Origin of the sequence: Acinetobacter courvalinii (assembly GCF_014635545.1) — a bacterium.
Lineage (GTDB): Bacteria > Pseudomonadota > Gammaproteobacteria > Pseudomonadales > Moraxellaceae > Acinetobacter > Acinetobacter courvalinii.
This window is the reverse complement of sequence record NZ_BMDA01000001.1, coordinates 1,714,974-1,740,999: the sequence shown is the minus strand read 5'-3', so window position 1 is coordinate 1,740,999 and position 26,026 is coordinate 1,714,974. Positions and strand designations below refer to the sequence as shown.

Below are 26,026 nucleotides of genomic sequence, written 5' to 3'. Positions count from 1 at the left end.
CTCAGATCATTTAGTGACGGAAGTGACGCATACCCGTGAACACCATGGCAATACCAGCCTCATCTGCTGCTGCAATGGTTTCTTCGTCACGCATTGAACCGCCTGGTTGGATAATGCATTTAATGCCAGCTTTGGCAGCGTTATCAATACCATCACGGAACGGGAAGAATGCATCAGAGGCCATGACTGCACCTTCAACCACTAAACCAGCATGTTCAGCCTTAATCGCAGCAATACGTGCCGAGTTGACGCGGCTCATTTGACCTGCGCCTACACCAATGGTTTGGCGGTTTTTCGCATACACGATCGCATTTGATTTCACATATTTTGCAACTTTCCATGCAAAGATAAGATCATCAATTTCCTGTTCAGTCGGTGCGCGTTTAGTCACAACTTTCAGATCATCTTTAGTGATCATGCCCAAGTCTTGGTCTTGAACCAATAAACCGCCATTAACACGTTTATAGTCAAGCTGTGGCGCACGTGCATCAATGGCCGGAAGTTCACCGCAGACCAGTACGCGTACATTCTTTTTCGCACCGGTAATTTCAAGTACACCTTCCGCAATGCTTGGTGCAATAATCACTTCAACAAATTGACGATCAACGATTGCTTGTGCTGTCGTAGTGTCTAATTCGCGGTTGAATGCAATGATGCCGCCAAATGCTGATTCAGGATCGGTTGCATAAGCAAGATCATAAGCTGCCTTGATGCCATCCAGTGAAACTGCAACACCGCAAGGGTTAGCATGTTTAACGATCACACAAGCAGGTTTCGCAAATGATTTCACACATTCAAGTGCTGCATCGGTATCTGCAATATTGTTATAAGAGAGTTCTTTGCCTTGTAATTGCTTGGCAGTAGAAACAGAAGCTTCTTTTGCATTTTCTTCTACATAGAAGGCTGCGTTCTGATGCGGGTTTTCACCATAACGTAAATCTTGTGCTTTATTCAGTTGCGTATTGAAGGTACGCGGGAAGAGATCCGCTTCGCCTTCTGCTTTACCCACGCGTGCACCTAAATAAGACGCAATCATGCCATCGTATTGTGCTGTATGCTCAAATGCTTTAACTGCTAAATCGAAACGTGTTTCATAAGACAAGCCAGCATTGGCTTTTAATTCAGCGATAACTGAATCATAGTCTGCTGCATTGACGATAATACCCACTGAAGCGTGGTTTTTCGCTGCCGCACGAACCATGGTCGGACCACCGATGTCGATGTTCTCAATGGCATCTGCAAGTGAACAGTTTGGCTTTGCCACAGTTGCCGCAAATGGATACAGGTTAACAATTACCAGATCAATCGGATCAATGTTGTGTTCTTGCATCACCGCTTCGTCCAGACCACGACGCGCCAAGATGCCTCCATGAATTTTTGGATGCAGTGTTTTAACACGGCCATCCATCATTTCAGGAAAACCTGTATGTTCAGAAACTTCTACGACGGCAATATTGTTGTCTTTAAGCAACTTATAGGTACCGCCCGTAGATAAAATTTCTACCCCTAGCGCTACAAGATTTTGAGCGAATTCAACGATTCCGGTTTTGTCGGATACAGAGATTAAAGCACGTTTGATAGTCATGATTTTAGTCAACAGTTTGAAGTCTACAGATTAAAACAAAGGCAAAAAAAATGCCCACGAGAACGTGAGCATTTTATCAATTATTCACTCATTAAACCGTGAGCTTTTAACTTTTTGCGTAAAGTTCCGCGGTTAAGGCCTAAAATCTCAGCAGCACGCGTTTGGTTGCCACGAGTATATTCTAAGACCACAGATAAAAGAGGTTTCTCCATTTCTGCTAAAACCATGTCATAAACTTGAGATGGTTGCTCACCTTGCAATTGTGCAAAATAATGACGAACTGCGCGATCTACATGGATGCGAAGAGCGACATCAGATTGAGCCGTAAAAATAGGAGATTTGCTATTCATGCGTGTTAATCCGAAAAATCAAAATATCACTTGGGTAAAGTGATATAAATGTGGTCTAAATTACTGAGCCCTGTTTTAGATCCTAAAACAGTGACTCTAAAACAAAAGGACTATTAGCTTGCCACAAATCCTCGAGTTGTGTAAAAAATAAGCGTAACAATAGTTAAATATTTGTTACCGCCTACTTTCAAAAACAAAAAAACCAACAATGCGCTTATTGGGTAAAAGCACAGTTCGTTTAACGATTTTATTGTCTGTAAATTACGAGGAGTAAGTGGGTCAAAGCATTCGTGGCGCGTATCATACCACTGTCAGCGAAAAAGTGAGCAAATTAACTGCACTTTTTTTTGTTTTTTTGTCACTTTTTTGAGCTTTTAGGGCTGTACAAATTCTAAACTATAGTCATTGAAGCTATTTTTGCTTTTTGGAATGGTAAATTCGAAGCGAAAAGGGCTATTGGATGGAATGCGTTGAATCGTTTTTAAACTGTCAACTAAATAGTCTTGCGGTTTTAAAACCGTAGATGAAATCGCTTCACCATTTTGTTTAAGTACCACTTTTATTGGAGGCAACACTACGCTATTGGCATCCTGATTAAGCAATACTCCTGAAAAACCTGTGGCATCCTGCTCAACCCGTTTCAATTTTACTTTCTCAAATGACAGCGACTGATATTGCTCATTGCTGATCTTGCAGTTGAAAACACCACAGACATAATTAAACATCTGATTTAATGCCGGGCTTTCATGCATGAGTTTCGGGTTAAACCATAAAATCTGGAAAGCAAACACCAGAATCAGGGCAATATTACCGATACCCCAAAGGGTGTAATACAACCAGCCATGTTGTTTGTCGTTATTTTCCTGCTCAATTAAAAGTGCATCTTCTGAAAGATTCAGGTTGGGCAGGGCGGTAACCGGTTCGGTATTAAAATAATTCAGGTTATTCAAATAGGTAAGCAGGTCAATATTGGAATTTTCGATTTTCTGGTCGAAGATGCGTAAGATCTGCATCTGTTTTTCTGCAAATGAGCTATCTGGCTGGATCGAGGAAAACAGTGAGCGATTAACGGGTGCTGGTGTCGCTTCACTGTCTGTTTCGAGCAAATTGGTTAATGCATTAAAGTTAATCACGCATTTTGGGCAACAAACCATGCCCTGTGCAACACTGAGTTGTGAAAGGGTCACTTTGTACACAGTTGAACATTTAGGGCAGCGGGTTTGTTTTTCACTCATAATTTATAAAATTCTCAGCTTGTTTTTCGTTTTCCTGAAATGCGGGACCAGTTTTCTTCACGCTTTTCAATTTCTAATATATCAAAAAACTCGGCGTAAACGCTAGAAACATCAGCAACTTGCTCTTCAATTACACCTGCTAGTGCGAACTCTCCCTCATTTTTTAATAAAGTTGAGAATTCAGGCGCAAGTGCCATCAGTGGGGCTGCAAGAATATTGGCAACCAGAATATCAGCCTGTTGAGGTTTGAATTCTTGATCAAACTCTTCAGGCAAGCCGACATATAGACGGTCAAGCACGCCATTTAACTCGGCATTCTGTTTGGTTGCGAGTACAGCTTGCGGGTCGATATCGGTTGCATAAACTTTTTTAGCACCTAATAAAAGGGCAGCAACGCCTAAAATACCTGAACCACAGCCATAGTCGATGACAACTTTATCTTTAACATCGGTTTTGCCTAACCATTGTAAGCATAAGAAAGTGCTGGCATGGTTACCTGTACCAAAAGCCAGACCTGGATCAAGCTTGATGTTGGTTGCATCGGCTTCAGGTGGTTCTAACCATTCAGGAACAATCCAGAATTTTTCACTGATTTGAATCGGTTCGTAATAATCCATCCAGGCACGTTCCCACACCTGATTTTCAAGGTATTCATGGCGCATCGGCACATCTGGAAGTTGAGCTTTAAGGAAAGTTTCCAAAGCATCTACATCAATCGGGTCATCTTCTTCTTGTTGGTAAATACCTGTAACGATGACTTTATTCCACAATGGTGTTTCACCTGGTAACGGCTCAAGCAGGGCCTGATCTTCTGCATCATCTAAAGTAACACTCACCGCACCTAATGAAAGAAGCAATGTTTCGGTCAGTTCAACTTGATTTTGATCAACAGTAATATGAATTTGTAGCCAGTTCACAGGAAAACCTAAATAAATGTATTTGTGGGTATTGTAATAGATTAAAACTTATTAAAGGGATTATAAAATAGACAGATTACAATTTTAAGAGCAAATATTTGACGGCGTGAGCGCTATAACATTGTTTTTAGATTTTATAGACAAAAAAAGAAGGTCATGAAGACCTTCTTTATTGTTGCTGCAATTATGGCGCAGTCTGCTCAACATCTGGAGCAACTGGCGGAGCCGGAGTTGCTGCCGGTGCATTCATCGCAGGCGCAGCTTCCATTGGAGCACTGCTCACTGGACGTGGCGCGGACTGGGTTTCAGAGAGACGACTTTGTGTGTCTACAGCAGCGTTAGAAGCTGGCATTGGCGGTTGGAATGCGAGTTTACCTGCTTCGTTCGGTTCACACGAACCGTTGAAAACAACGCCTTTATACGCAAATGAAACTGGGTCACCTTGTTTTTTGCCTTTACAAACCTGTTGATACTTTTTGGCTTGTGGGTCTTGGGTAGCTTTGGTATCCGCCGCATGTGCAGCTACGCTAAAACATAGGCTACAAATAAGAGATGAAAATAAAAGCTTTGTGTTCATATCATTTTCCTAAAGTATTTGTTATGCACTTTTTAGGATAAGAAATTCATCAAATAAAACAGTGGTGTTCGAGTTAATAGTTTAAGTAGCTCTGTTAAGTATAAGATGAAAATGCAACAGAACGTTTCTTTTTGTATGTTTTGTCAGCATAACTGCGGCTTAGAATCCAGCAGAATGTTGACGGTTTTTGCCAATTTGCTGCAAAACTCCTATATAATACTCTGTCATTTTTTGAATACATATTTACCACTATGCACTATCCTAAAGTTTACGACGTTATCGTAATTGGTGGCGGTCACGCTGGTACGGAAGCGGCTCTTGCTGCGGCACGTATGGGAAGACAAACATTATTGTTGACGCATAATATTGAAACTTTGGGTCAGATGAGCTGTAACCCAGCAATTGGTGGTATTGGTAAATCGCATCTGGTCCGTGAGATTGATGCCCTTGGTGGCGCCATGGCGCTTGCGGCGGATAAAGGTGGTATTCAATTCCGTATTCTCAATTCACGTAAGGGCGCTGCGGTTCGCGCAACACGTGCACAGGCAGATCGCGTACGTTATAAGGCTGCAATTCGCGATACGCTGGAAAATCAGGCCAATCTGGACATCTTCCAGCAAGCGGCAGATGACTTAATTGTTGAAGGCGATGCAGTGAAGGGCGTTGTGACCCAGATGGGTATTCGCTTTGATGCCAAAACTGTGGTACTCACAACCGGTACTTTCCTCGGTGGTGTGATCCATGTGGGTTTACAAAACTCGAGTGGCGGCCGTGCAGGAGATCCACCATCAATTGCACTGGCTCATCGTTTACGTGAACTTAAACTTCCTGTGGGACGTTTAAAAACAGGTACACCACCACGTATTGATGCTCGTTCAGTTGATTTCTCGGTCATGACGCCACAACCGGGTGATTTTCCATCTCCTGTCATGTCATTTATGGGTGACGCCTCAATGCACCCTGAGCAAGTCAATTGCTATATCACCCATACCAGTGAAAAAACCCACGAAATTATCCGTGGCGGTTTAGACCGTTCACCAATGTACACGGGTGTGATTGAAGGTGTTGGTCCACGCTATTGCCCATCGATTGAAGATAAAATTCATCGTTTTGCCGATAAAGATTCACATCAGGTATTCCTAGAGCCAGAAGGCTTAGATACCCATGAGCTTTATCCAAATGGTATTTCGACTTCATTGCCGTTTGATGTGCAGTTCAATTTGGTACGTTCGATCCGTGGTATGGAAAATGCACATATCCTGCGTCCGGGTTATGCGATTGAATATGATTATTTCAACCCACAAGCCTTGAAATTCACACTTGAAACCAAAGCGATTCAAAACCTGTATTTTGCTGGTCAAATTAACGGTACCACAGGCTATGAAGAGGCGGGAGCACAAGGTTTACTTGCAGGCTTAAATGCTGCACGCCGTGCTTGGGAACAAGACGAGTGGACCCCAAAACGCGATCAGGCTTACATGGGTGTGTTGGTTGATGACCTGATTACATTAGGCACCAAAGAGCCGTACCGTATGTTTACCTCTCGTGCGGAATATCGTTTGATGCTGCGAGAAGACAATGCGGATCAACGTTTAACCACGATTGGTCGTGAGCTGGGTCTGGTGGATGATGAACGTTGGGCGGCTTATAGCGAAAAAATGGAAGCAGTTGAGCGCGAAACATCTCGTTTACAACATTTGTGGGCTGCACCAAACAACCCAATGGGTAAAAAATTCGTTGAAATGACGGGTGCCGATCTCAGCAAAGAATGTAGTGCGGTTGATTTGTTGAAACGTCCAAATATCAATTTCAGTCAAATTGCGGAATTAACCGGTTCGGAAGTTTCACAGCAAGTCGGTGAGCAAATTGAAATTGCGGTGAAGTATGAGGGTTATATCAACCGCCAGCATGAAGATGTGGCGCAATTGAAGCGTCTTGAAGAAACCAAGATTCCTGCTGATTTTGAATATGATGGTATTTCAGGTCTATCACGTGAAATTACCTTGAAGTTAAAGACAGTTCGTCCAGAAACCTTAGCGCAGGCAAGCCGTATTCCAGGTGTAACACCAGCCGCTGTACAATTACTGATGATTACCATCCGTAAAAACAATATGGCCAAGAAGTCAGCCTAAGCTTTCAATTCGACTTGTTGAAATAAACACTAAAAACACCCTTTAACAGAAGGGTGTTTTTTTCTCTGAGTATTTTACTCTTATCGTCATAAATATAGACCTGCTGAGGTGCGGTGAAATGAAAAACTGGATTATTTTATTTATCGCAATTATCGCGGAAGTGATTGCCACTTCAGCATTGAAAAGCAGTGAAGGTTTTACCAAGCCGCTCGCTTCAATTGTGGTTGTGCTGGGGTATGTAATTGCATTTTACGGTCTCTCTTTGACGCTTAAAACCATTCCAGTCGGGATTGCCTATGCGATCTGGTCAGGTGTCGGGATTGTTTTAATTACCATAGTAGCCTGGTTCGTGTTTGATCAAAAACTCGATATATGGGGGATTATTGGAATTGCGCTGATTATGAGTGGCGTATTGATCTTGAATCTATTGTCAAAATCCAGTTCGCATTAACTTTTTTTAAAATAATAAAAAACCGAACTGGTTGAGTTCGGTTTAAAATCCTTTGGCTATTTTTATAACATCACTGCAATATTTTGCTTTTGATTCTGCTGCTCAATGTTTGTTTGGAGCTTAATTTGGCTATAAGCTTCTATTAAAAGAAAACATGTTGCTTAAAAACGCTTTGCTCCTTCAATTTATCATCCATATGACCCATGCATTTCCCATGACTCATTCTTTAAGTAGATTCACCCAGAATTAAGGCTTTAATTTTGGTAGCTTTCTCAAAATGATTAAGCTGATGCTTCATAATCCACCAGTGAGCAGCTTCCATTAAGCGTTCAGGATCATCATTTTTATTGGCAAAGAAAGCATAAAAAGAAAGCCCGACATCACTGCCTTTTTTGGCAATTTTTTCATTACAGACTTGAATGATTTTGGCTTGAAGTTCTTTTCTCATTTTTTATAGGAAAACAATTGAAGGCTAGATGGGCTGATTCTAGCACTTTCGAGCTAAGTCTTTATTGAATATTTGGGCAATTTCTCCTGTAGCTACACTTAGATGGTTCATGTCTTTTTAAGTGTAGAGTAGAGGGATTTGCGTCTGATTTAGGTTGAGTAGAGCCTTGGTAATTGTCTAGGTTGTTTAAGAAAACAACTAAAAAATTGGATTGGTAGAAAATATAGTGAAAATGAGAATGATTTTTATTAAAATTGTAATGTTTTATATTTTTTAATTTGTTTTTAATTTTTCGTCTGAATTTTTTGAGAGTTTTATGAGTAATTTTCACTTGGGTGGGAACAGCAAATCTGCTTTTAAGCTGAGTTTGTTAACCGTGATGATGTTGCAAGCGCATTATGCATTTGCAGATGAAGCAACAACGCCAACGGCAGTGATGCCTACCATTAAAATTGAAGCGATGAGTGAACTTGATCCGATCAAGAGCTATATCGATTATGAGCAGGCAAGTGTCACCCGTAATGGTTTGAAGAAAAAAGATATTCCGCAGACCATCGATACCATTGATGTGCAAAAGTACAAAATTTATGGTGCCAATGATCTGAGTGTCATGTTGCAAGGTACGCCAGGCGTTTCTACCAGTTATGACATGCGTGGAGATGGTATCAACTTAAGGGGATTTAATGCAGATACGGGCGATATCTATCGTGATGGTATTCGTGAAAGCGGTCAAGTTCGTCGTAGTACTGCAAATATTGAACGTATTGAAATTTTAAAAGGCCCTGCATCTGTACTTTATGGGCGTAGCTCGGGTGGTGGCGTGATCAATATGGTGAGTAAATTCGCCAATTTTGATTCTAAAAGTTCTGTTGGTGTTTATGCTGGATCATATGATAATTATGGTACCACAGTCGATTTCAACCAAGTACTGAATGACAACGTTGCGGTACGTTTGACAGGTGAATACGGAGAGTCGAATAGTTTCCGTTCAGGTATAGACAATAAAATCGAAATGCTTTCTCCAAGTTTTACTTATAAAAATGATGAAGGTTTAACTTGGACCATGCAATATACCTATGACAAGTTGCATCGAGTTCCTGATCGTGGACCGTCATATACATCGCTTCCAAAAGGTACCTCAATAAAAACTGGTTTTGCGCAACAGGGCGATTTTGTCAATGATGTATTGCAAGTTGCACGTTCTGACTTGAACTATGAGTTTGCACCAAATTGGAATTTCCATTGGGCGGTGAGTTATCGTCAGACTGAACAGAATTTTGATCATTTTTATTTAGGTGGCCTTTGCGCTACAGAAGATACCAAGATTTCAAATGCAGGTACTTGTAAAGGGCATGTTGGTGATATTTCACAAATTTATTACTGGCAAAAAACTGATAATAAAACAACAAGTAATACCTTTGATATTCGTGGTGAATTTGATACTGGGCGCATAAAACACAATCTTTTGGTAGGTGCAGATTGGACTTATGAGCAACGTGAACCTTTATTAGCGAACAAAAATAAAGATGGTTCTCCTATCTATGGTTATGTAAACCCTTTAACCGGTGAACGAACTAGCTCTAGAGGAACGGGTGATTTATTAATTAATACACATAACTATAACCAAGGTGAAGGTTATGGTTTATTTATCCAAGATCTCATCAGTTTTAATGATTATTTTAAAGTCATGCTAGGTGGTCGTTATGATTACTATGATACAACAACAACCAATCGACTTAAGGCAGCAGATGATATAAATCATAAACGTAGTATCGATGGTGAAAGCTTTAGCCCAAATATTGGCTTGGTGTGGCAACCAACAGAGCATCAGAGCGTTTATGCATCATATAGTAAGAGTTTTGCACCATTTGGTGGGCGTGTTGGTTTGAGCGTTGTTTCTGCTGATAGTAAATTAAATACTTTTGATGCAGAACCTCAATACAATGAACAGTATGAAGTGGGTATTAAAAGTGATTGGTTAAATGACCGTTTAAATACACAGCTTTCTGTTTATGATATCCGTAAAAATAATATTCGTTATTTACCTGATGCTGAAAAGCCTGATGATTGGGCTGTTGCAGGTCAACATGAATCTAAAGGGGTAGAATTTAGTTTTATTGGTCGAGTATTAGACAATCTCTTTATCCGTGGTGGCTACGGCTATACAGATGCTAAAGTGAAAAAAGATGTTAGAACACCTGCAAATGTAGATAATCAATTAGCACTTAATTCAAAAAATACAGGTAATTTGTTTGTTCGCTATTTACCAACAGAACAATTGTATGGTGAAGTTGGTGTGACTCACGTAGGTTCATATTATACAAATGTGAATAACCAAATTGCTGTTGATGGTTTTAACCGTGTTGATGCTGCGATTGGTTACAGTGCTAACCCTTGGAATATTACTTTAGCCGTTAATAACTTGACTAATAAAGAATATTGGCGCTCAGAGTCAATGCCGGGCACTCCACGCAACTTCTTGGTGCGTTTAAATTACCAATTCTAAATAAGTGGGTTGATTTTCTTTTAAGCATCTCTATGTTAGCAGAGGTGCTTTTTTATTGTCAGTCAATAAAATAGACCATGTAAATAAAGATGTAATCCATATCTATCTTATTGAATTATATAAAATGCTATTGCTTAAATTACGGTAATATTCTAATATCTAATTGTATGAAAAATAAGCGATAAAACTTAAAAATAACTGTATAATTGTGATGTGGTTCTCATTTTTGGTTTTATTATGCTTGTTTGTACCTGGTTTAATACTTTTTTGCTAGTATTAAAGAAAACATTAAAATAGAGATAATAATAATGAAGATTACACTTAGTTTGCTTGTAAGCTTTGCCATTGTCATTTTAGGCTATGTTGCCTATGTCGATGCACAAACCAAAAAGCGCCAAGAGCTCATGAAGATTGTACAGGATGCAGAGCATAGCCTGGATACGATTCAACACGATCCCCGCAACCAACTGTCTTCATATAAGCCAAATAATTAGTAGGCATTGATCAGGTATGGGGCTGGTAATGCAGTGGTTTACTTGGGATCGTCGATTAAATGGTCTTTTTTTGCTTGGCGATGCGCAAGTTTTAAATAGAATCTGTTAAAATATTTACCACTAAATAAAAAGCTGCATCAAGATATGCGGCTTTTTACGTTTTGATAGCGAAATTAAATTTATACATGTTGTCTATGTAACAAGTACCAAGCTGGCATATAGATTGCTTTCTAGCTTCGAGTACTCTTTTGTGCAAATTCAAAAAAGATTGCCGCACAAGAGTATAGATTTCACGTCCTACGATCTTAGATTTTAACAGGTGCTATGTTATGACAACGCCTAATGCTTCAGCTGGTTTGTTAGAACGCTTATTTAAATTAAGCGATAACAAAACTAACTTTAGAACAGAAGTTTTGGCAGGTGTAACCACATTCTTAACCATGTGCTACATCATTATTGTAAATCCGCTCATTCTTTCTGAAACAGGGATGGATCACGGAGCGGTGTTTGTTGCGACCTGTCTGGCTGCTGCAATCGGCTGTTTGGTCATGGGGATTATTGCGAATTATCCAATCGCACTGGCACCTGGTATGGGCTTGAATGCTTACTTTACCTATTCTGTCTGCTTAGGCATGGGTGTGCCTTGGCAAACAGCACTCGCTGCGGTTTTTGTTTCAGGGATTATTTTCCTTGCCATCAGCTTCTTTAAAATCCGGGAAGCAATTGTCAATGCGATTCCAATGTCACTTAAATTTGCCATTGGTGGCGGTATTGGCTTGTTTCTGGCTTTGGTTGCATTAAAGAACTCAGGCATTATTGTTGCCAATCAGGCAACTTTGGTTGGACTGGGTGATATTAAACAGCCAACCGTCTTGCTTGCCTTATTCGGCTTCCTGCTCATTGTGGTGTTGCATCAGTTTAAGGTACGTGGCGCTATCATTATCAGTATCTTGGCGGTGACTGCGATTGCAACCTTAATGGGCTTAAATGAATTTAAGGGCGTGGTTGGCGAGATTCCTTCGATTGCACCGACCTTTATGCAAATGGACTTTGAAGGTCTGTTTACAGCCAGTATGGTCGGCGTCATCTTTGTTTTCTTTATTGTCGATCTATTTGATAGTACAGGGACACTGGTAGGGGTTTCGCATCGTGCAGGTTTATTGCAGGATGGTAAATTGCCACGTTTGAAAAAAGCCTTATTTGCCGATTCAACTGCGATTGTTGCGGGTGCTGCTTTAGGTACCTCATCAACGACACCTTATATTGAATCTGCGTCAGGTGTAGCTGCAGGTGGTCGTACAGGTTTGACCGCTGTTGTGGTCGCATTCTTGTTTGTAAGCTGTTTATTCCTTGCGCCATTGGCTCAATCTGTACCAGGTTTTGCAACCGCACCTGCTTTATTGTTCATTGGTGTGTTGATGATCCAGGGGATCACCAATATTGACTGGGATGATATTACTGAAGCAGTACCTGCATTTTTAACCATTGTATTTATGCCATTTGCCTACTCAATTGCTGATGGTATTGCCATGGGCTTTATTAGCTACGCATTGGTGAAATTATTTACAGGTAAAGCGAAAACTGTACCGTATATGGTCTGGATCATCGCAGCACTTTGGGTATTTAAATTTGCTGCTTTTGGCGGCTAATCCAAGATTTATCATTTTTACATTATTCTTTGCTGCTATTGTTATTCCAGCAAAGAACCCGAAAAGGGTGTCCGTTTGGTAACACCCTTTTTTCTTTAGACGTGGAGTTTATATGAATCAAATCGAGCTGATTCGTGCCTTACCCAAAGCCGAATTGCATGTGCATATTGAAGGGACTTTCGAACCGGAACTGATGTTTGCAATTGCACAGCGTAATCAGATTCAGATTCCTTATCAATCTGTTGAAGAAGTGAAGCAGGCGTATAACTTTCACAATCTTCAATCTTTTCTAGATATCTACTATGCCGGCGCGAATGTGCTGGTACATGAGCAGGATTTTTATGACCTTGCTTGGGCATATTTTGAAAAATCTGCTGAAGATCGTGTTGTACATACTGAAATGTTCTTCGATCCGCAAACGCATACCGAGCGTGGGGTAGCGTTTGCAACGGTATTGGCTGGTCTTAAACGTGCTTGTAAAGATGCAAAAGAGAAGTTGGGCATTAGTTCCCAATTGATCATGTGCTTCCTACGCCATTTGAGCGAAGAAAAAGCGTTTGAAACGCTTGAGCAAGCATTGCCTTTCAAAGATGACATTATTGCTATTGGTCTGGACTCAAGTGAAGTGGGGCATCCTCCTTCGAAATTTGAGCGTGTATTTGCCAAAGCTCGTAAAGCAGGTTTCTTAATCGTTGCGCATGCAGGTGAAGAAGGTCCACCAGAATACATCTGGGAAGCGCTGGATTTGCTTAAAGTCAATCGTATTGACCATGGTGTACGTTCGGAAGAAGATGAACAACTGATGACGCGTCTGATTGCAGAAAAGATGCCTTTAACCGTTTGTCCTTTAAGTAATTTAAAGCTTTGTGTTGTGAATGATATGGCTGATCACAACATTCGCCGTTTATTACAGAAAGGTGTTCACGTGACAGTGAACTCAGATGATCCTTCGTACTTCGGTGGCTATATGAATGATAACTTCATTGCCATTCAGCAGGCGCTGGAGCTGAGCAATGAAGAATTAAAGCAGCTTGCGATTAACTCTTTTGAAGCTTCATTTATCTCGGATCAAGAAAAGCAAAAGTGGATTGCTGAAGTCAACATGCTTTAATTGTTTTCGTATAATAAAAAAACCGCTTTAAGCGGTTTTTTTATTATCTGGACATTTTATTTTTTAGGCTGGCGTAGCATGCTGAGTAGTACATTATCTTTATCAATTACATGATGTTTGATGGCCGCTAAAGCATGACCAGCAACCAATAGACCCGCAAACCATGAAAGATAAATATGGATGGGTTTAACAATGGCCATCAGATCAGGGTTGTCCTGTACTAAGCGTGGAATTTCGAATAAATACAGAACCGGTGCAGGGTGTCCGGCACTCCAGCTAAATAAACAGCCGGTAATAGGTAAAGCTAATAACATTAAATACAGCAAGAAATGTCCGACATGGGCCAAGCTTTTCATCATGGGTGACATGGTGTCTGGCAGTTGCGGAACGGGGTGGGTGTAGCGCCAGAAAATCCGGATCACCACCAAGAAAATAATAGTCGTGGCAATATTCTTATGTAGGGTGATGACGTCGCCTTTAAAGCTGCCATCAACCTCATAGCTCAGAAAATTACCACTGTAAAAACCAATCAGCCAGGCAGTGATAAAAATTGCAGCCATGAGCCAATGAATAACTTGTGCTGTACGGGTGTAATATTGTGATGAGGTTGACATTGCAACATCCTGGCATTTTTATAAATGGATATTTTAATTCTAATAACACCTTGTTATTTCTCATACAATGGAAATGTAACGGAGCGTTTTATGCTTAGAACGGTCATACAAAATTTTGCTCAGTTATAATTGTTATATTATGTAAAGTTTGCGCTGAGTCATATCATAAAGCCACTCATTTAGGCACAATACGCCTGCCAAAAATTTAGATACAGGTAAGAAATCATGAAAAAGTTGGTACTTATTGTTGCCCCTGTTGTTTTAGCCCTAACAGGATGTGTAACACCAGATGGCAGTAACTCGGCTGGCGCGACTTCTCAGCAATTGGGTATGGCGGCATTAAAAGTTGCGGTAAATGCGAAATGTATTAATGAGATTAATACCTTACCAGCTTGGAAAACAGCAACACGTGTAATGACTGCTGAACAACGTGAAAATATCCAGACTGAAGTCTGTGGTTGTGTTAGCGAAAAAGCACCAAACAGCGTAACAGCGGTTGAATTGGCGACAGCTGCCATTGATCCTACTGCTCGTGCAACCATTGTGACTCAAGTGGTTTCACAAACTGTAAATGCATGTGTGGCGGAAACGTTTAAAAAAGCAGGTTAATAAGATCAGGCTGAGTCATCAGCCTATTTTGAGAGAAGTAGTATGACAATTGCGGGTGTAGATGAAGCGGGACGTGGGCCTTTAGTGGGTTCTGTGGTTGCCGCTGCCGTCATTTTAGATCCAAATAATCCGATTCAAGGTTTAAATGATTCTAAAAAACTAACAGAGAAGAAGCGCGAAAAATTATTCTTGGAAATTCAGGAAAAGGCATTGGCATGGTCAATTGCTGAAGCAACCCATGCTGAAATTGATGAGTTTAATATTTTACAGGCGACTTTTCTGGCAATGCGTCGTGCGGTAGAAGGCTTGCATACCCAGCCGTTAAAAGTGATTGTGGATGGTAATCAGATTCCAAAAGGAATAACGATTGCGTGTGAAGCAATTGTCGGGGGAGATGCAAGTCATGCCGAAATCAGTGCAGCCAGTATTCTGGCCAAGGTCACACGTGATCGCCAGATGCAGGTGCTTGATCAGCAATATCCGGACTATGGCTTTGCCAAACATAAAGGATATCCAACCAAGGCTCATTTTGAAGCGATCGCGGCCCATGGTGTGATTGATCAACACCGCCGCAGTTATGGACCTGTGAAAAAAGCACTAGGTCTATAAACAATTAAAGCGACTATAAATAGTCGCTTTAATTGTTCAGAAAAGAATTCTGCACATTAACGGTTGAAGTTATTATGACGAGGGAACTCGTTATTATCTTCTTCATAAGAATGTTGATAATCTTGATCAAGATGTTGCAGATGCTCATGCATGGCACGTTCATGTTGGATACGTTGGTAAATTTCCTCACGATGCACAGAAACTTCTTTTGGAGCATTTACACCAATACGCACCTGATTGCCTTTTACGCCAAGCACAGTAACACTGACTTGATCCCCAATCATTAATGTTTCTCCGACACGACGGGTCAGAATCAGCATGTTTATCTCCTTGCTAAACGCTTAAACTTGCGACAGGGAATTCATTGTTCGAAAGCACAGCCTAATATACAGAAAATTCTAACAGAAATATGTAAAAAACATTCTTTTTCGTAAGTTCTGTGAGAATCTTCTTAAAAACCTCAGGGCTAATATAACAGAGCCACTATAAAAAAAACTATAGTGGCTCTGTTTTTTTTCTTATTTACTCACAAGTAAATATGTTTAAGCAGCTATTAATTAAGCACGAGCACTGCTTTCGCCGTGTTCACGGTCTAGGCCGAAAGCTGTATGTAAACAACGAACTGCCAACTCAAGGTAGTTTTCTTCAATGATCACAGAAACCTTAATTTCTGATGTAGAAATCATGAGAATATTAATGCTTTCTTCAGCTAGTGCAGTGAACATTTTGCTCGCTACGCCTGCATGAGAGCGCATACCCACACCCACGATTGAGACTTTTACGATGTCATCACGGGTTACAACTTCACATCCTTCAATGCTATTAGCAGTTTGGTCTAAAATCGCTTTTGCTTTCGCCAAGTCATTGCGGTTGACCGTGAAAGTGAAATCAGTCGTACCATCTTCTTCAACATTCTGGATGATCATATCCACTTCAATGTTGGCATTACTGATAGGTGACAAGATTTTAGAAGCAATACCTGGCTCGTCAGGAACACCCAAAATAGTTAATTTTGCTTCGTCACGGTTAAATGCAATACCTGCAATGATTGGTTGTTCCATGTCGTCTTCTGCCTCAGTCGTAATTAGTGTGCCTACGTTTTGTTTGAAATCTTCATCAAATGCGCCATCATCTTCATTATCAAAGCTTGATAATACGCGTAATGGCACTTGATATTTGCCTGCGAATTCAACAGAGCGAATTTGTAAAACTTTTGAACCTAAAGATGCCATTTCAAGCATTTCTTCAAAAGAGATACGGTCGACTTTTTTCGCTTTTGGCGCTACACGTGGGTCAGTGGTATAAACACCGTCCACATCGGTATAGATCTGGCATTCATCTGCTTTTAATGCTGCTGCAAGGGCAACACCAGAAGTATCAGAACCACCACGGCCCAGCGTTGTGATATTGCCATTGGCATCATAACCCTGGAAGCCAGCAACAACGATTACACGGCCTGCATCTAAGTCAGCCGTCATCACGTCAGTATCAATCGATTCAATACGTGCTTTGGTAAACGCGCTATCGGTTTTGATCCCAACCTGACGACCAGTATATGATTTAGCTTCTACACCAATTGAATTCAGTGCCATAGCTAACATGGAAATCGTTACTTGTTCACCCGTTGACACCATTTGATCTAATTCACGTGGGTCAGGAGTGCTGGTAATGGCTTTGGCAAGCGCAAGTAAGCGGTTGGTTTCACCACTCATTGCAGATACGACCACGACCACCTTGTGACCATGATCATGCCAGCGCTTGACACGACGAGCAACATTTAAAATGCGCTCAGGAGTACCCATAGAGGTACCGCCATATTTTTGAACGATTAATGCCATAGTTGTTCCATATAAGCCATGACCCTGAGAGGCATCAGGGTCAGTTACACAAAAGTGAAGTTTTGTTTATTGCTCAAGCCAGGCTGGTAATGCTGCCATCACTTGATCAAACTTCTCGTTAAGTGGCGCGCCACCTTGTGCTAAGTCAGGTTTACCACCACCTTTACCACCCAGCTCTTGAGCCAGGTGTTTGATGATGTCACCTGCTTTTAGAGTTGCAGCATATTGTTTAGCGACAGAGGCGATTAAACTCACTTTATCACCATCAACACCAGCTAAAATAATGACTGCATCTTCCAATTTTGATTTTACGCTGTCATGTAGATTGCGTAATGATTTGGCATCCAAACCTTGTACAGTGGTAATCAAAGTTTGACGACCCGCAATTTCTTTTACTTGATCCAACAGATCAGCCGCCTGGAAGCTGGCTAATTTTTGGTTTAGCTGCTCGATTTGCTTTTGCAGGCTAGAAGCGGTTTCGACAATCGCTTCAACTTTTTCAACGGTTTGATCTTTTTGTGCTTTTAACAAGCCATTGATGGTTTGGATATCAGTTTCAGCTTTTTGAACCACTTCAACTGCTTTGGTACCCGTCACGGCTTCAATACGACGAACGCCCGCAGCTACGCCACCTTCAGAAGTGATTTTGAACAAGCCAATATCACCCGTACGCTTCACGTGAATACCGCCACAAAGTTCGATTGAGAAGTTTTTCTCTTCAATCACTGAACCCATCGACAATACACGAACTTCTTCGCCATACTTTTCACCGAACAGCATCATTGCGCCTTTGGCTTTTGCTGTGTCGATATCAAGCAGTTCAGTGGTTACCGCAGTATTTGCAATTACTTCAGCATTAACTAAGCGCTCGATCTGTTGCAACTGTTCAAATGAAACAGGTTGATCGTTGGCAAAGTCAAAACGTAAAACGTCACTTGCAACCAAAGAACCTTTCTGTTGTACATGCTCACCAAGAATCTGGCGTAAAGCAGCATGAAGAAGGTGAGTCGCTGAGTGGTTACGCGCTGTTGCAGCACGGATGTCGGCTTTCACCGTTGCTTCAACATTTTGAGCTGCTTTTAGGTTACCCATGGTGACGATACCTTGATGGACAAAAGCACCACCAGATTTTTTGGTATCTTGTACTTCGAAGATACCGGTATCGTTCTTGAAGATACCTGTGTCACCGATCTGACCACCGCTTTCCGCATAGAAAGGCGTTTGATTTAGAACGATAAGTGCTTCGTCACCTTCGTTAATTTCATCAACCTGAACGCCATCTTTGTAGATCGCAACAATTTGACCTTGGCCTTGAGTCGCGTCATAGCCATCAAACTGAGTTTCGCCTTCAACTTTGACAATGCTGTTATAGTCAACTGCGAATTTACCTGCATCACGTGCGCGTTGACGTTGTGCAGCCATTTCAACTTCGAAGCCAGCTTCATCAATGGTAAGGTCACGTTCACGTGCGATATCAGCGGTTAAATCCGTTGGGAAACCATAAGTATCATACAGTTTAAATACGGTTTCACCTGGAATGACATTGCCTTTCAGTTGAGCCAATTCAGCTTCAAGTAACTTCAGGCCTTGCTCAAGTGTTTTCGCAAATTGCTCTTCTTCTTTCAGTAGTTGCGCTTCAATGCGTGCTTGCTGTGCAGCAAGTTCTGGATAAGCATCGCCCATCACTTCAATCAGCGGTTGCAACATCTTGTAGAAGAATGAACCGGTCGCACCGAGCTTGTTACCGTGGCGGACTGCACGACGAATAATACGACGCAACACATAACCACGCCCTTCATTTGAAGGATTAACACCATCAGCAATCAGGAATGAGCATGAACGTGCATGGTCTGCAATCACTTTTAAAGAAGCAGGGTATTCAACCGGTTTATTTTGTGCTTTCGCTTCAGCTTCAATCGCAGTGGTATCCAAACCAATGATTTCAGCCGCTGCTTTTAATAAGTGCTGGAACAAATCAATTTCATAGTTTGAATTAACGTGTTGCAATACTGCAGAAATACGCTCCAAGCCCATACCTGTATCGACAGAAGGTGCTGGAAGAGGGTGCATCACACCATCCGCAGTACGGTTGAACTGCATGAAAACGTTGTTCCAGATTTCGATGAAACGGTCACCATCTTCTTCTGGTGAGCCCGGTAAGCCACCCCAGATATGATCGCCATGATCATAGAAAATTTCAGAACATGGCCCACATGGACCTGTATCACCCATTGCCCAGAAGTTATCTGATGCGTACTGTCCGCCTTTATTGTCTCCAATACGGATAATACGATCTGCGTCTAGACCGATTTCTTTATTCCAGATATCAAAGGCTTCATCATCAGTGTGATAAACCGTGACATATAAACGATCTTTCGGTAAACCTAACCATTGTTCGCTGGTCAAGAATTCCCAGGCAAATTTAAGCGCATTTTGTTTGAAGTAATCACCGAAAGAGAAGTTACCTAACATTTCAAAGAAGGTATGGTGACGTGCGGTGTAACCTACGTTATCGAGGTCATTATGCTTACCGCCTGCGCGGACACATTTTTGTGATGAAACGGCACGGACATAATCGCGCTTTTCTAGACCTAAGAAACAGTCTTTAAACTGGTTCATACCAGCATTGGTAAATAGCAACGTTGGGTCGTTGGCGGGAACGAGAGAACTCGACGCGACGCGTGTATGCCCTTGCGATTCGAAATAACGCAAAAATGCTTCACGGATTTCAGCTGATGTCATAAAGCGAGTACTCACAACCAAGACACTCCATAATTTTGAATTTGGCTATATGCAACAAGGTACGTTGTTTTTAAAGTTTTACAATCGAACCCGGTGCGTGGCATAGATTTTAAAAGTGCTAAATTATAACGGAAAATACCCGCCTCACCAACGATTTTACAAGCAATATCATATAAAACTGTGTTTAAGCTAAAAATCTATATTCAATAGGGCAACTGATGTTTTACCATATAGCACAGAAAAGATGATGTTTTGATGAATAAGGACGCTACATGCAACGTATCGCTATCAATGGATTTGGTCGAATTGGTCGGAATGTATTACGTGCATGGTTTGAAAGTTCAAAACAGTTTCAATTTGAAATCGTTGCGATTAATGATGTGGCCGATGTTCAGACGCTGGTGCATTTATTTAAGTACGATACCACGCACGGTCGCTTTGCCGGACAAGTTGAAATTCTGATTGAAAATGAATGTATTTTTCTGAACATTCAGTCCAATCAACGCCAATTAAAACTACAAGTTCTGAAGCAAGAGCAACCTGAATTATTGCCTTGGGCAGATTTAAATATTGATGTAGTACTGGAATGTACCGGTCTATTCCGTTCACGTGTCGATGCAACCCGTCATGTCGAGGCAGGTGCGAAGCGTGTGATTATTGGGGCGGCGCCTTTTGACTCTGTAGATGCTGCGATTGTCTATGGTGTCAATCACAATGAGGTGAAAGCAAGCGATCAGATCATTTCCAGCGTATCGTGTACCACGCAAGCTTTAGTGCCGCTGGTTAAGATTATTGATGATGCCTTTGGTATTGATACCGCGTTAATGACAGAAATTCATGCGGTTACAGCCGATCAGTCAGTGCTGGATCATGCGCATCGGGATTTGCGTCGAGCACGTGCGTCTGGGCAAAATATTATTCCAACAACGTCGAGTGCATTAGGTGCGCTAAAACAGGTCATGCCAAAAATGGAAGACCGGATTGACGGTTATTCTATTCGTGTACCGACCATTAATGTGGCAGCGATTGATCTTACTTTTGTTTCGCATTCACCCATTACCGTACATAAAGTCAATGAAGTTCTCAGCAAAGCGGCTCAGTTTGATTATGCGCAGATTATGCAAGTGACAGATGAGGATCTGGTGTCGAGTGACTTTAATCATTCACCTTATTCTTTAATTGTTGATTTAACCCAAACCATGGTGGTGGGACACCAAGCGAAAGTTTTTGCGTGGTATGATAATGAGTGGGGTTATGCAAATCGTTTGCTGGATTTGTGTGAATCTTTTTGTACTTAATATTTTAAATAAGATATAAAAAATAATGTGGGGTATTCAATGACATTGATATTGATTTGGGGATTTATTGTTATTTTATTGGTGGCGGTGGCTTTTTTATTCTGGTTTCAGTTTAAAAATGTAGACGTACAAAACCAAGACCTTCAAGTTTTGCATCTTGAAGAAAAAGTTATGCATTTAGAGTTGCATCTTAAAAAGAGTCTGGAAATTATGCAGGACCTTGCCAAGAAAATGCATGTGCAACAGGAAGTGCTGGATCGGACCGTGGCAAATATGGCTGCATTAGAAAAGCAGAATGTTGAATTGGTGAATGTGTTAGAAATGATGGTTAAAGGTAGTAACAAGAGCCATTAAAATACATTTTGTATGATGTGGTTGATTTATATAATATGATTTTTATAAAAAAATAATATGAAGTGATTTTATGAAGTCGAATTTTAAAAACAAGGGTATCTGTATTCTCGCAAGCAGTCTGCTGCTATCGGCATGTGGTGGTGGAGGCTCTGGTCATAATGACCAATCTAAAGTTGAAGAAAAACCAACTCAGGAAGATGTGCTTTACCAAGTTTATTATCAGGAACCCAAACCTACTGACAATATTGTTGAAGACTATTTTGAGATAACAAACTATTTTATTAAGAATAATCAGATTAATTTTAATAAGTCACATAACGAGCCGTTAGAGCAGAAGATATTGACTGAAACAAAAGTGATAGCAAAAGGTACGCCACAATCGCATATCGTGAAACGGCTATCCTCTACACAATGGCTCTATGAACGGACACCTGAACTTAAGCAGAATTTAAACTTTCAACTGGTAAAATTAGAAGGTCAAAATATTTTTGATCGGGTAATGCCGGGTTATAGAGAGCATTTTGATTTAACAGCCAACCCTGAGCGACTTGACCAGAATTTAATTAAATTTTATTCCACTTATAAAGATGCTGTATTTCCTAAAGGGAGTTACTGTTATCGGCTAAAACAGAGCCAGTGGAACCAAGCTTATCTGGAGTCTTATTTTTCCTTCTCTGATTCTCCAACTTTTAATGAGCAGAAGCGGCAAATTGTCGATCGATATAATAGTCTGGGTGAAGATAAGAAATATTTCAGAATTTTGGATACTCAGTGGCATGGTTATAAACTGATTGGATTGGAAAACTTAGAGACAGCTGAAATAGACAGTAGATTAGGAAATAGTGAAAATCAAAGTACCAATAGCCAATTTTTTTCTAGTCATGTATGGGATGCGGACAAGCATTTAGCCTATGAAAAAAGTCATCCTTATCAAGGTGGAGATAGCCCAATTGATTTATGGATAAAGCAAAATCAACGATTGAATAATGCCAAATTAGAGAACGGCTGTTTTGCATTCAATACTCAGGCAGTCAACACACTCAAAAATCTGAATCTGATCAACTGGAAGCAAGGCGATAGTTCAGATGTTGGGCAGTTCTTAGGGATAAGAACAACGACGAGACTTTCAAATGTAAACACTCAATCTGTTGAATCTAATCATTAATTTTATATTCGAGTTGAGATAGACGGATTATGAAACTATAAAGATTTATGCAAATTCGAAGGTGCATCACATAAATCTTCGTGCTACACTACGCTGAATCGGGCATTCACCCGATTTTTTTATGTGGTTGCTTTTTGTGTGGATGCCTCCACATTGAACAGATTTTAGGTTTGGAACATGACCATTTCAGAGACGTGGTTGCTCCCTGACGGGGTAGCAGATGTATTGCCCGAACAAGCGCAAGTTGTTGAAACATTGCGTAGAGAAGCGCTAGATTTCCTCGCAGTTCGAGGTTATCAATTGGTGTATACGCCATTTATCGAATACATTGAATCGTTGTCTTTACTTTCAGAATCGAATCAAGATTTAGATCTAGTTACGTTCAAGGTCATTGACCAGCTGTCAGGCCGTTTGCTTGGCGTTCGTGCGGATATGACACCGCAAGTTGCACGTATTGATGCCCATGTACGTCCAGTCGAAGGCGTGGCACGTTATTGCTATGCAGGTTCAGTCTTGCATACCAAACCACAGAATTTTAATGCAACGCGTGCGCCTTTACAGTTAGGTGCAGAGTTGTATGGTCATGACAGCATCGAAGCTGATGTAGAAATGGTCAATGTGATGCTCGCTTTAATTGAGCACACGCATACGCTTGAAGGAGCGCATCTAGATCTGGGTCACGTCGGTTTATTCCGTAGTCTGGTGAAGTATGCGGGCCTGAATAAAAATACCGAAAGTGAACTTTCTGACTTATATCAGCGTAAAGCCTTGCCGGAGCTGGAAGAATTTACCCAGAGTTTGGCTATGGGTGCAGATTTTTATGCTTTAGGTCGTTATGCAAGTGATCTGGATGCATTGCAGGCACATTTAAGCCAGGAAATTTTAAACGATGTTGATTTCAAGATTGCCTTTGATGCATTGAAAACAACATTAGCGCAAATTCAGTCAAGCTGGCCGAATCTGAATGTAGGTATCGATGTGGTTGAACTACGTAGTTACCACTATCACACGGGCTTGATGTATGCCATTTATGCACCAAATCGTGCTGCGCCACTGGCTCAAGGTGGGCGATATGACGGTATTGGCGAACACTTTGGCCGTGCGCGTCCAGCAACCGGTTTTAGCTGTGACTTATATGCACTAGGTGCAACACAGTTTGTCGACATCGAAACTGTTGTCGCGCCAAAAGGTAATCAACAAGATTTATTCAATGCAATTGTAGATGCGCGTAGCCAAGGTTTACGTGTGGTGCAACTGTTAGGTAATGATGATTTAAGCTCAGTGCCCTATGCGACCCATCAGATGGTGTCTCAAAATGGTCAGTGGGTGATTGAAAAGATTTAATTGCCGGGTTTTAAGACTTGGTTTCCAATTTTAACAGCATGATGTAATGAGGCTATTATGGGCAAAAATGTTGTGGTACTTGGTACCCAATGGGGCGACGAAGGAAAAGGTAAAATCGTCGACCTGCTCACAGATCAAGCGGCTGCGGTAGTACGCTATCAAGGCGGTCACAACGCAGGACATACTCTTGTCGTAGGTGGTAAGAAGACTGTATTACACCTCATTCCATCAGGTATCTTACGTGAAAACGTATTGTGCTTAATCGGGAATGGTGTAGTTCTTTCTCCTGAAGCATTAATCAAGGAAATGGCCATTCTGGAACAAGAAGGCGTACCTGTTAAAGAACGTTTACGTATTTCTCCAAACTGTCCATTAATCTTGCCGAACCATATCGCGCTAGACCAGGCACGTGAGAAAAAACGTGGTAATGCCAAGATTGGTACTACAGGTCGTGGTATTGGTCCAGCTTATGAAGATAAAGTTGCACGTCGTGCAGTACGCGTCGCTGACTTGATCCGTGGTGGTGCGTTGCTTGAAGAAAAACTTCAGGAAATGCTTGAGTTGCATAACTTCCAGCTTTCTCAATTCTATGGCGTTGAAGAAGTTAAGTTTGAAGATGTACTTGCGCTTTGCAATGAATGGCGTGAAGTGCTTGAACCATTAGTGATTGACGTGACTAAAGTGTTACATGATTACCGTAAAGAAGGTAAGGCAATCATGTTCGAAGGCGCGCAAGGTTCATTACTTGACATCGATCACGGTACTTATCCATACGTAACAAGCTCGAATACTACTGCAGGTGGCGTAAGCTCTGGTTCAGGTATGGGACCACTGCATTTAGACTATGTCCTGGGTATTACCAAAGCTTATACAACACGTGTAGGTGCTGGTCCATTCCCAACTGAACTACACTACAATGCAGCAACCGATACTGGTGATGCGATTGGTCGTCACTTAGGTACAGTCGGTCATGAGTTTGGCGCGTCTACTGGCCGTCAACGTCGTTGTGGCTGGTTCGATGCAGAAATTCTACGTCGTTCAGTTGAAGTGAACTCATTGTCTGGTATTTGCTTGACTAAACTTGATGTATTAGATGGTTTAGAAGAAGTGAAAATCTGTGTAGGCTATGAAGATGTGGATTCAGGCTGTGCCGGTTCTTCTGATGCAATTTCATTCGAAAGCTTGAAGCCGATCTATGAAACCATGCCAGGTTGGAGCGAGTCGACTGTCGGTTTAACTCAAATCGATCAACTTCCTGTCAATGCATTGGCTTATGTACGTCGTATCGAAACGTTAATTGGTTGCCCAATTGATATCGTTTCAACAGGTCCTGACCGTGCAGAAACAATCGTATTACGTCATCCATTTTCAGCATAAGCTGAATAGATGACAAAAAAGCTCTCATGAATTTGAGAGCTTTTTTTATGCAAAAATTTCAGAAAAATAAGAGCCAATATGACCTTAAAACTGATTGTAGAAGACTTTATTCAACCCGAACACATTGAGATGGTTTTACCGCTGTATCAGGAACTGGTTGAAAAGACCAGATCTGAGGCAGGCTGTATTGCTTACGACCTTTATCATGATCATAAGCAGAAAGGGCATTTTGTTTTCATCGAAGAATGGGGTGATCGGGCTGCGCTGGATTTACATGTACAGTCTGAGCACTTTCAGCGCTTGGTGCCGCAAATTGATCAATATCAAACACAAGCTGGATGTTTTACGCATCTACATCGTTTTGAGACCTTGTTTGAGAATCAAAATGATCAGTAATATGGCTTTGATTTAGCAAATGGTGATAGCAAAAAATCAGCTTTGGATTCCAGACTTTGTTATTTCACAGCTTTAAGAATCCTCGTTATATTAGCTTTACGTTCAAACCAAGAGGGCTTTTAACTATGACGAAAAAGAGAATCCGTTACAATGGCTATGAATTGGCGTGCCGATGTTGATTTGCATTACAGCGCTAAAAAAGGTGCAAACCAATTTTGATCAAGG

General features: G+C 41.2%; 23 protein-coding genes and 1 pseudogene. 14 read left to right on the top strand and 10 right to left on the bottom strand.

Annotation, left to right across the window (positions count from 1 at the left end; translation table 11 throughout):
* Positions 1-10: 10 nt before the first annotated feature.
* The 5 genes from purH to IEV39_RS07920 all read right to left on the bottom strand — a co-directional run bounded on the left by purH (position 11) and on the right by IEV39_RS07920 (position 4,664).
* A complete protein-coding gene (gene purH, locus IEV39_RS07940; RefSeq protein WP_005284731.1) occupies positions 11-1,585 on the bottom strand; it encodes a bifunctional phosphoribosylaminoimidazolecarboxamide formyltransferase/IMP cyclohydrolase in 1,575 nt (524 codons plus the stop codon).
* A gap of 80 nt (positions 1,586-1,665) precedes the next feature.
* Positions 1,666-1,935 (bottom strand): DNA-binding transcriptional regulator Fis, encoded by a 270-nt coding sequence (gene fis / locus IEV39_RS07935; RefSeq protein ID WP_001086304.1) that lies wholly within the window; start codon positions 1,933-1,935, stop codon positions 1,666-1,668.
* A 374-nt stretch (positions 1,936-2,309) separates the two neighbouring features.
* Complete coding sequence (locus tag IEV39_RS07930) at positions 2,310-3,170, bottom strand: DUF3426 domain-containing protein (RefSeq protein WP_005284735.1); 861 nt, start codon at positions 3,168-3,170, stop codon at positions 2,310-2,312.
* Positions 3,171-3,184: 14 nt separating this feature from the next.
* Positions 3,185-4,087 (bottom strand): 50S ribosomal protein L11 methyltransferase, encoded by a 903-nt coding sequence (gene prmA, locus IEV39_RS07925; RefSeq protein WP_005284737.1) that lies wholly within the window; start codon positions 4,085-4,087, stop codon positions 3,185-3,187.
* A 184-nt stretch (positions 4,088-4,271) separates the two neighbouring features.
* Positions 4,272-4,664, bottom strand: a complete 393-nt coding sequence (locus IEV39_RS07920; RefSeq protein WP_005284740.1) for a hypothetical protein — start codon at positions 4,662-4,664, stop codon at positions 4,272-4,274.
* Between the two features lie 251 nt (positions 4,665-4,915).
* Between IEV39_RS07920 and mnmG the strand changes: the two genes are divergently transcribed.
* The gene (mnmG, locus tag IEV39_RS07915) at positions 4,916-6,796 is read left to right on the top strand and encodes a tRNA uridine-5-carboxymethylaminomethyl(34) synthesis enzyme MnmG (protein ID WP_005284743.1); all 1,881 of its coding nucleotides are present in this window, start codon (positions 4,916-4,918) and stop codon (positions 6,794-6,796) included.
* A 118-nt stretch (positions 6,797-6,914) separates the two neighbouring features.
* Positions 6,915-7,247: a DMT family transporter gene (locus tag IEV39_RS07910; protein ID WP_005229577.1), complete on the top strand. Its 333-nt coding sequence runs from the start codon at positions 6,915-6,917 to the stop codon at positions 7,245-7,247.
* 226 nt (positions 7,248-7,473) lie between these two features.
* On the opposite strand, the gene IEV39_RS07905 is transcribed toward IEV39_RS07910, so the two are convergent.
* Positions 7,474-7,695, bottom strand: coding sequence for a DUF6500 family protein (locus IEV39_RS07905; protein ID WP_005284747.1), 222 nt, complete (start codon positions 7,693-7,695; stop codon positions 7,474-7,476).
* Between the two features lie 316 nt (positions 7,696-8,011).
* On the opposite strand from IEV39_RS07905, the gene IEV39_RS07900 reads away from it, so the two are divergent.
* The 4 genes from IEV39_RS07900 to IEV39_RS07885 all read left to right on the top strand — a co-directional run bounded on the left by IEV39_RS07900 (position 8,012) and on the right by IEV39_RS07885 (position 13,455).
* Complete coding sequence (locus IEV39_RS07900; RefSeq protein ID WP_005284750.1) at positions 8,012-10,201, top strand: TonB-dependent receptor; 2,190 nt, start codon at positions 8,012-8,014, stop codon at positions 10,199-10,201.
* A 308-nt stretch (positions 10,202-10,509) separates the two neighbouring features.
* The gene (locus tag IEV39_RS07895) at positions 10,510-10,695 is read left to right on the top strand and encodes a hypothetical protein (protein WP_005284754.1); all 186 of its coding nucleotides are present in this window, start codon (positions 10,510-10,512) and stop codon (positions 10,693-10,695) included.
* 329 nt (positions 10,696-11,024) lie between these two features.
* Positions 11,025-12,344, top strand: a complete 1,320-nt coding sequence (locus IEV39_RS07890) for an NCS2 family permease (RefSeq protein ID WP_005229589.1) — start codon at positions 11,025-11,027, stop codon at positions 12,342-12,344.
* Positions 12,345-12,456: 112 nt separating this feature from the next.
* The gene (locus IEV39_RS07885) at positions 12,457-13,455 is read left to right on the top strand and encodes an adenosine deaminase (protein WP_005284758.1); all 999 of its coding nucleotides are present in this window, start codon (positions 12,457-12,459) and stop codon (positions 13,453-13,455) included.
* A gap of 56 nt (positions 13,456-13,511) precedes the next feature.
* Here IEV39_RS07885 and IEV39_RS07880 read toward each other — a convergent pair whose 3' ends face one another.
* Entirely contained in the window at positions 13,512-14,069 is a 558-nt protein-coding gene (locus tag IEV39_RS07880; RefSeq protein WP_005284762.1) for a cytochrome b, read from the bottom strand.
* Positions 14,070-14,294: 225 nt separating this feature from the next.
* Between IEV39_RS07880 and IEV39_RS07875 the strand changes: the two genes are divergently transcribed.
* A complete protein-coding gene (locus tag IEV39_RS07875; RefSeq protein ID WP_004771561.1) occupies positions 14,295-14,678 on the top strand; it encodes a hypothetical protein in 384 nt (127 codons plus the stop codon).
* A 36-nt stretch (positions 14,679-14,714) separates the two neighbouring features.
* Positions 14,715-15,287, top strand: a pseudogene (gene rnhB, locus IEV39_RS07870) (ribonuclease HII); the annotation flags it as partial.
* Between the two features lie 56 nt (positions 15,288-15,343).
* Here the strand turns inward: rnhB and csrA are convergent.
* From csrA to alaS, 3 genes are all read right to left on the bottom strand, one after another.
* Positions 15,344-15,607: a carbon storage regulator CsrA gene (gene csrA, locus IEV39_RS07865; protein ID WP_004771563.1), complete on the bottom strand. Its 264-nt coding sequence runs from the start codon at positions 15,605-15,607 to the stop codon at positions 15,344-15,346.
* 237 nt (positions 15,608-15,844) lie between these two features.
* Complete coding sequence (locus IEV39_RS07860; RefSeq protein WP_005229607.1) at positions 15,845-17,125, bottom strand: aspartate kinase; 1,281 nt, start codon at positions 17,123-17,125, stop codon at positions 15,845-15,847.
* 66 nt (positions 17,126-17,191) lie between these two features.
* The gene (alaS, locus tag IEV39_RS07855) at positions 17,192-19,882 is read right to left on the bottom strand and encodes an alanine--tRNA ligase (protein ID WP_171067872.1); all 2,691 of its coding nucleotides are present in this window, start codon (positions 19,880-19,882) and stop codon (positions 17,192-17,194) included.
* A 257-nt stretch (positions 19,883-20,139) separates the two neighbouring features.
* Between alaS and IEV39_RS07850 the strand changes: the two genes are divergently transcribed.
* From IEV39_RS07850 to IEV39_RS07825, 6 genes are all read left to right on the top strand, one after another.
* Positions 20,140-21,165 (top strand): type I glyceraldehyde-3-phosphate dehydrogenase, encoded by a 1,026-nt coding sequence (locus tag IEV39_RS07850; protein ID WP_005284773.1) that lies wholly within the window; start codon positions 20,140-20,142, stop codon positions 21,163-21,165.
* Between the two features lie 39 nt (positions 21,166-21,204).
* Positions 21,205-21,519: a hypothetical protein gene (locus IEV39_RS07845; protein ID WP_005284776.1), complete on the top strand. Its 315-nt coding sequence runs from the start codon at positions 21,205-21,207 to the stop codon at positions 21,517-21,519.
* Between the two features lie 70 nt (positions 21,520-21,589).
* The gene (locus tag IEV39_RS07840; protein WP_005284778.1) at positions 21,590-22,684 is read left to right on the top strand and encodes a hypothetical protein; all 1,095 of its coding nucleotides are present in this window, start codon (positions 21,590-21,592) and stop codon (positions 22,682-22,684) included.
* A gap of 177 nt (positions 22,685-22,861) precedes the next feature.
* Positions 22,862-24,028 carry an ATP phosphoribosyltransferase regulatory subunit gene (locus IEV39_RS07835; RefSeq protein WP_005284781.1) on the top strand — a complete coding sequence of 389 codons (1,167 nt, stop codon included), beginning with the start codon at positions 22,862-22,864 and terminating at the stop codon, positions 24,026-24,028.
* A gap of 57 nt (positions 24,029-24,085) precedes the next feature.
* Entirely contained in the window at positions 24,086-25,405 is a 1,320-nt protein-coding gene (locus IEV39_RS07830; RefSeq protein ID WP_005284784.1) for an adenylosuccinate synthase, read from the top strand.
* 78 nt (positions 25,406-25,483) lie between these two features.
* Entirely contained in the window at positions 25,484-25,801 is a 318-nt protein-coding gene (locus tag IEV39_RS07825; protein WP_005284787.1) for a putative quinol monooxygenase, read from the top strand.
* The last annotated feature ends 225 nt before the right edge of the window (positions 25,802-26,026 follow it).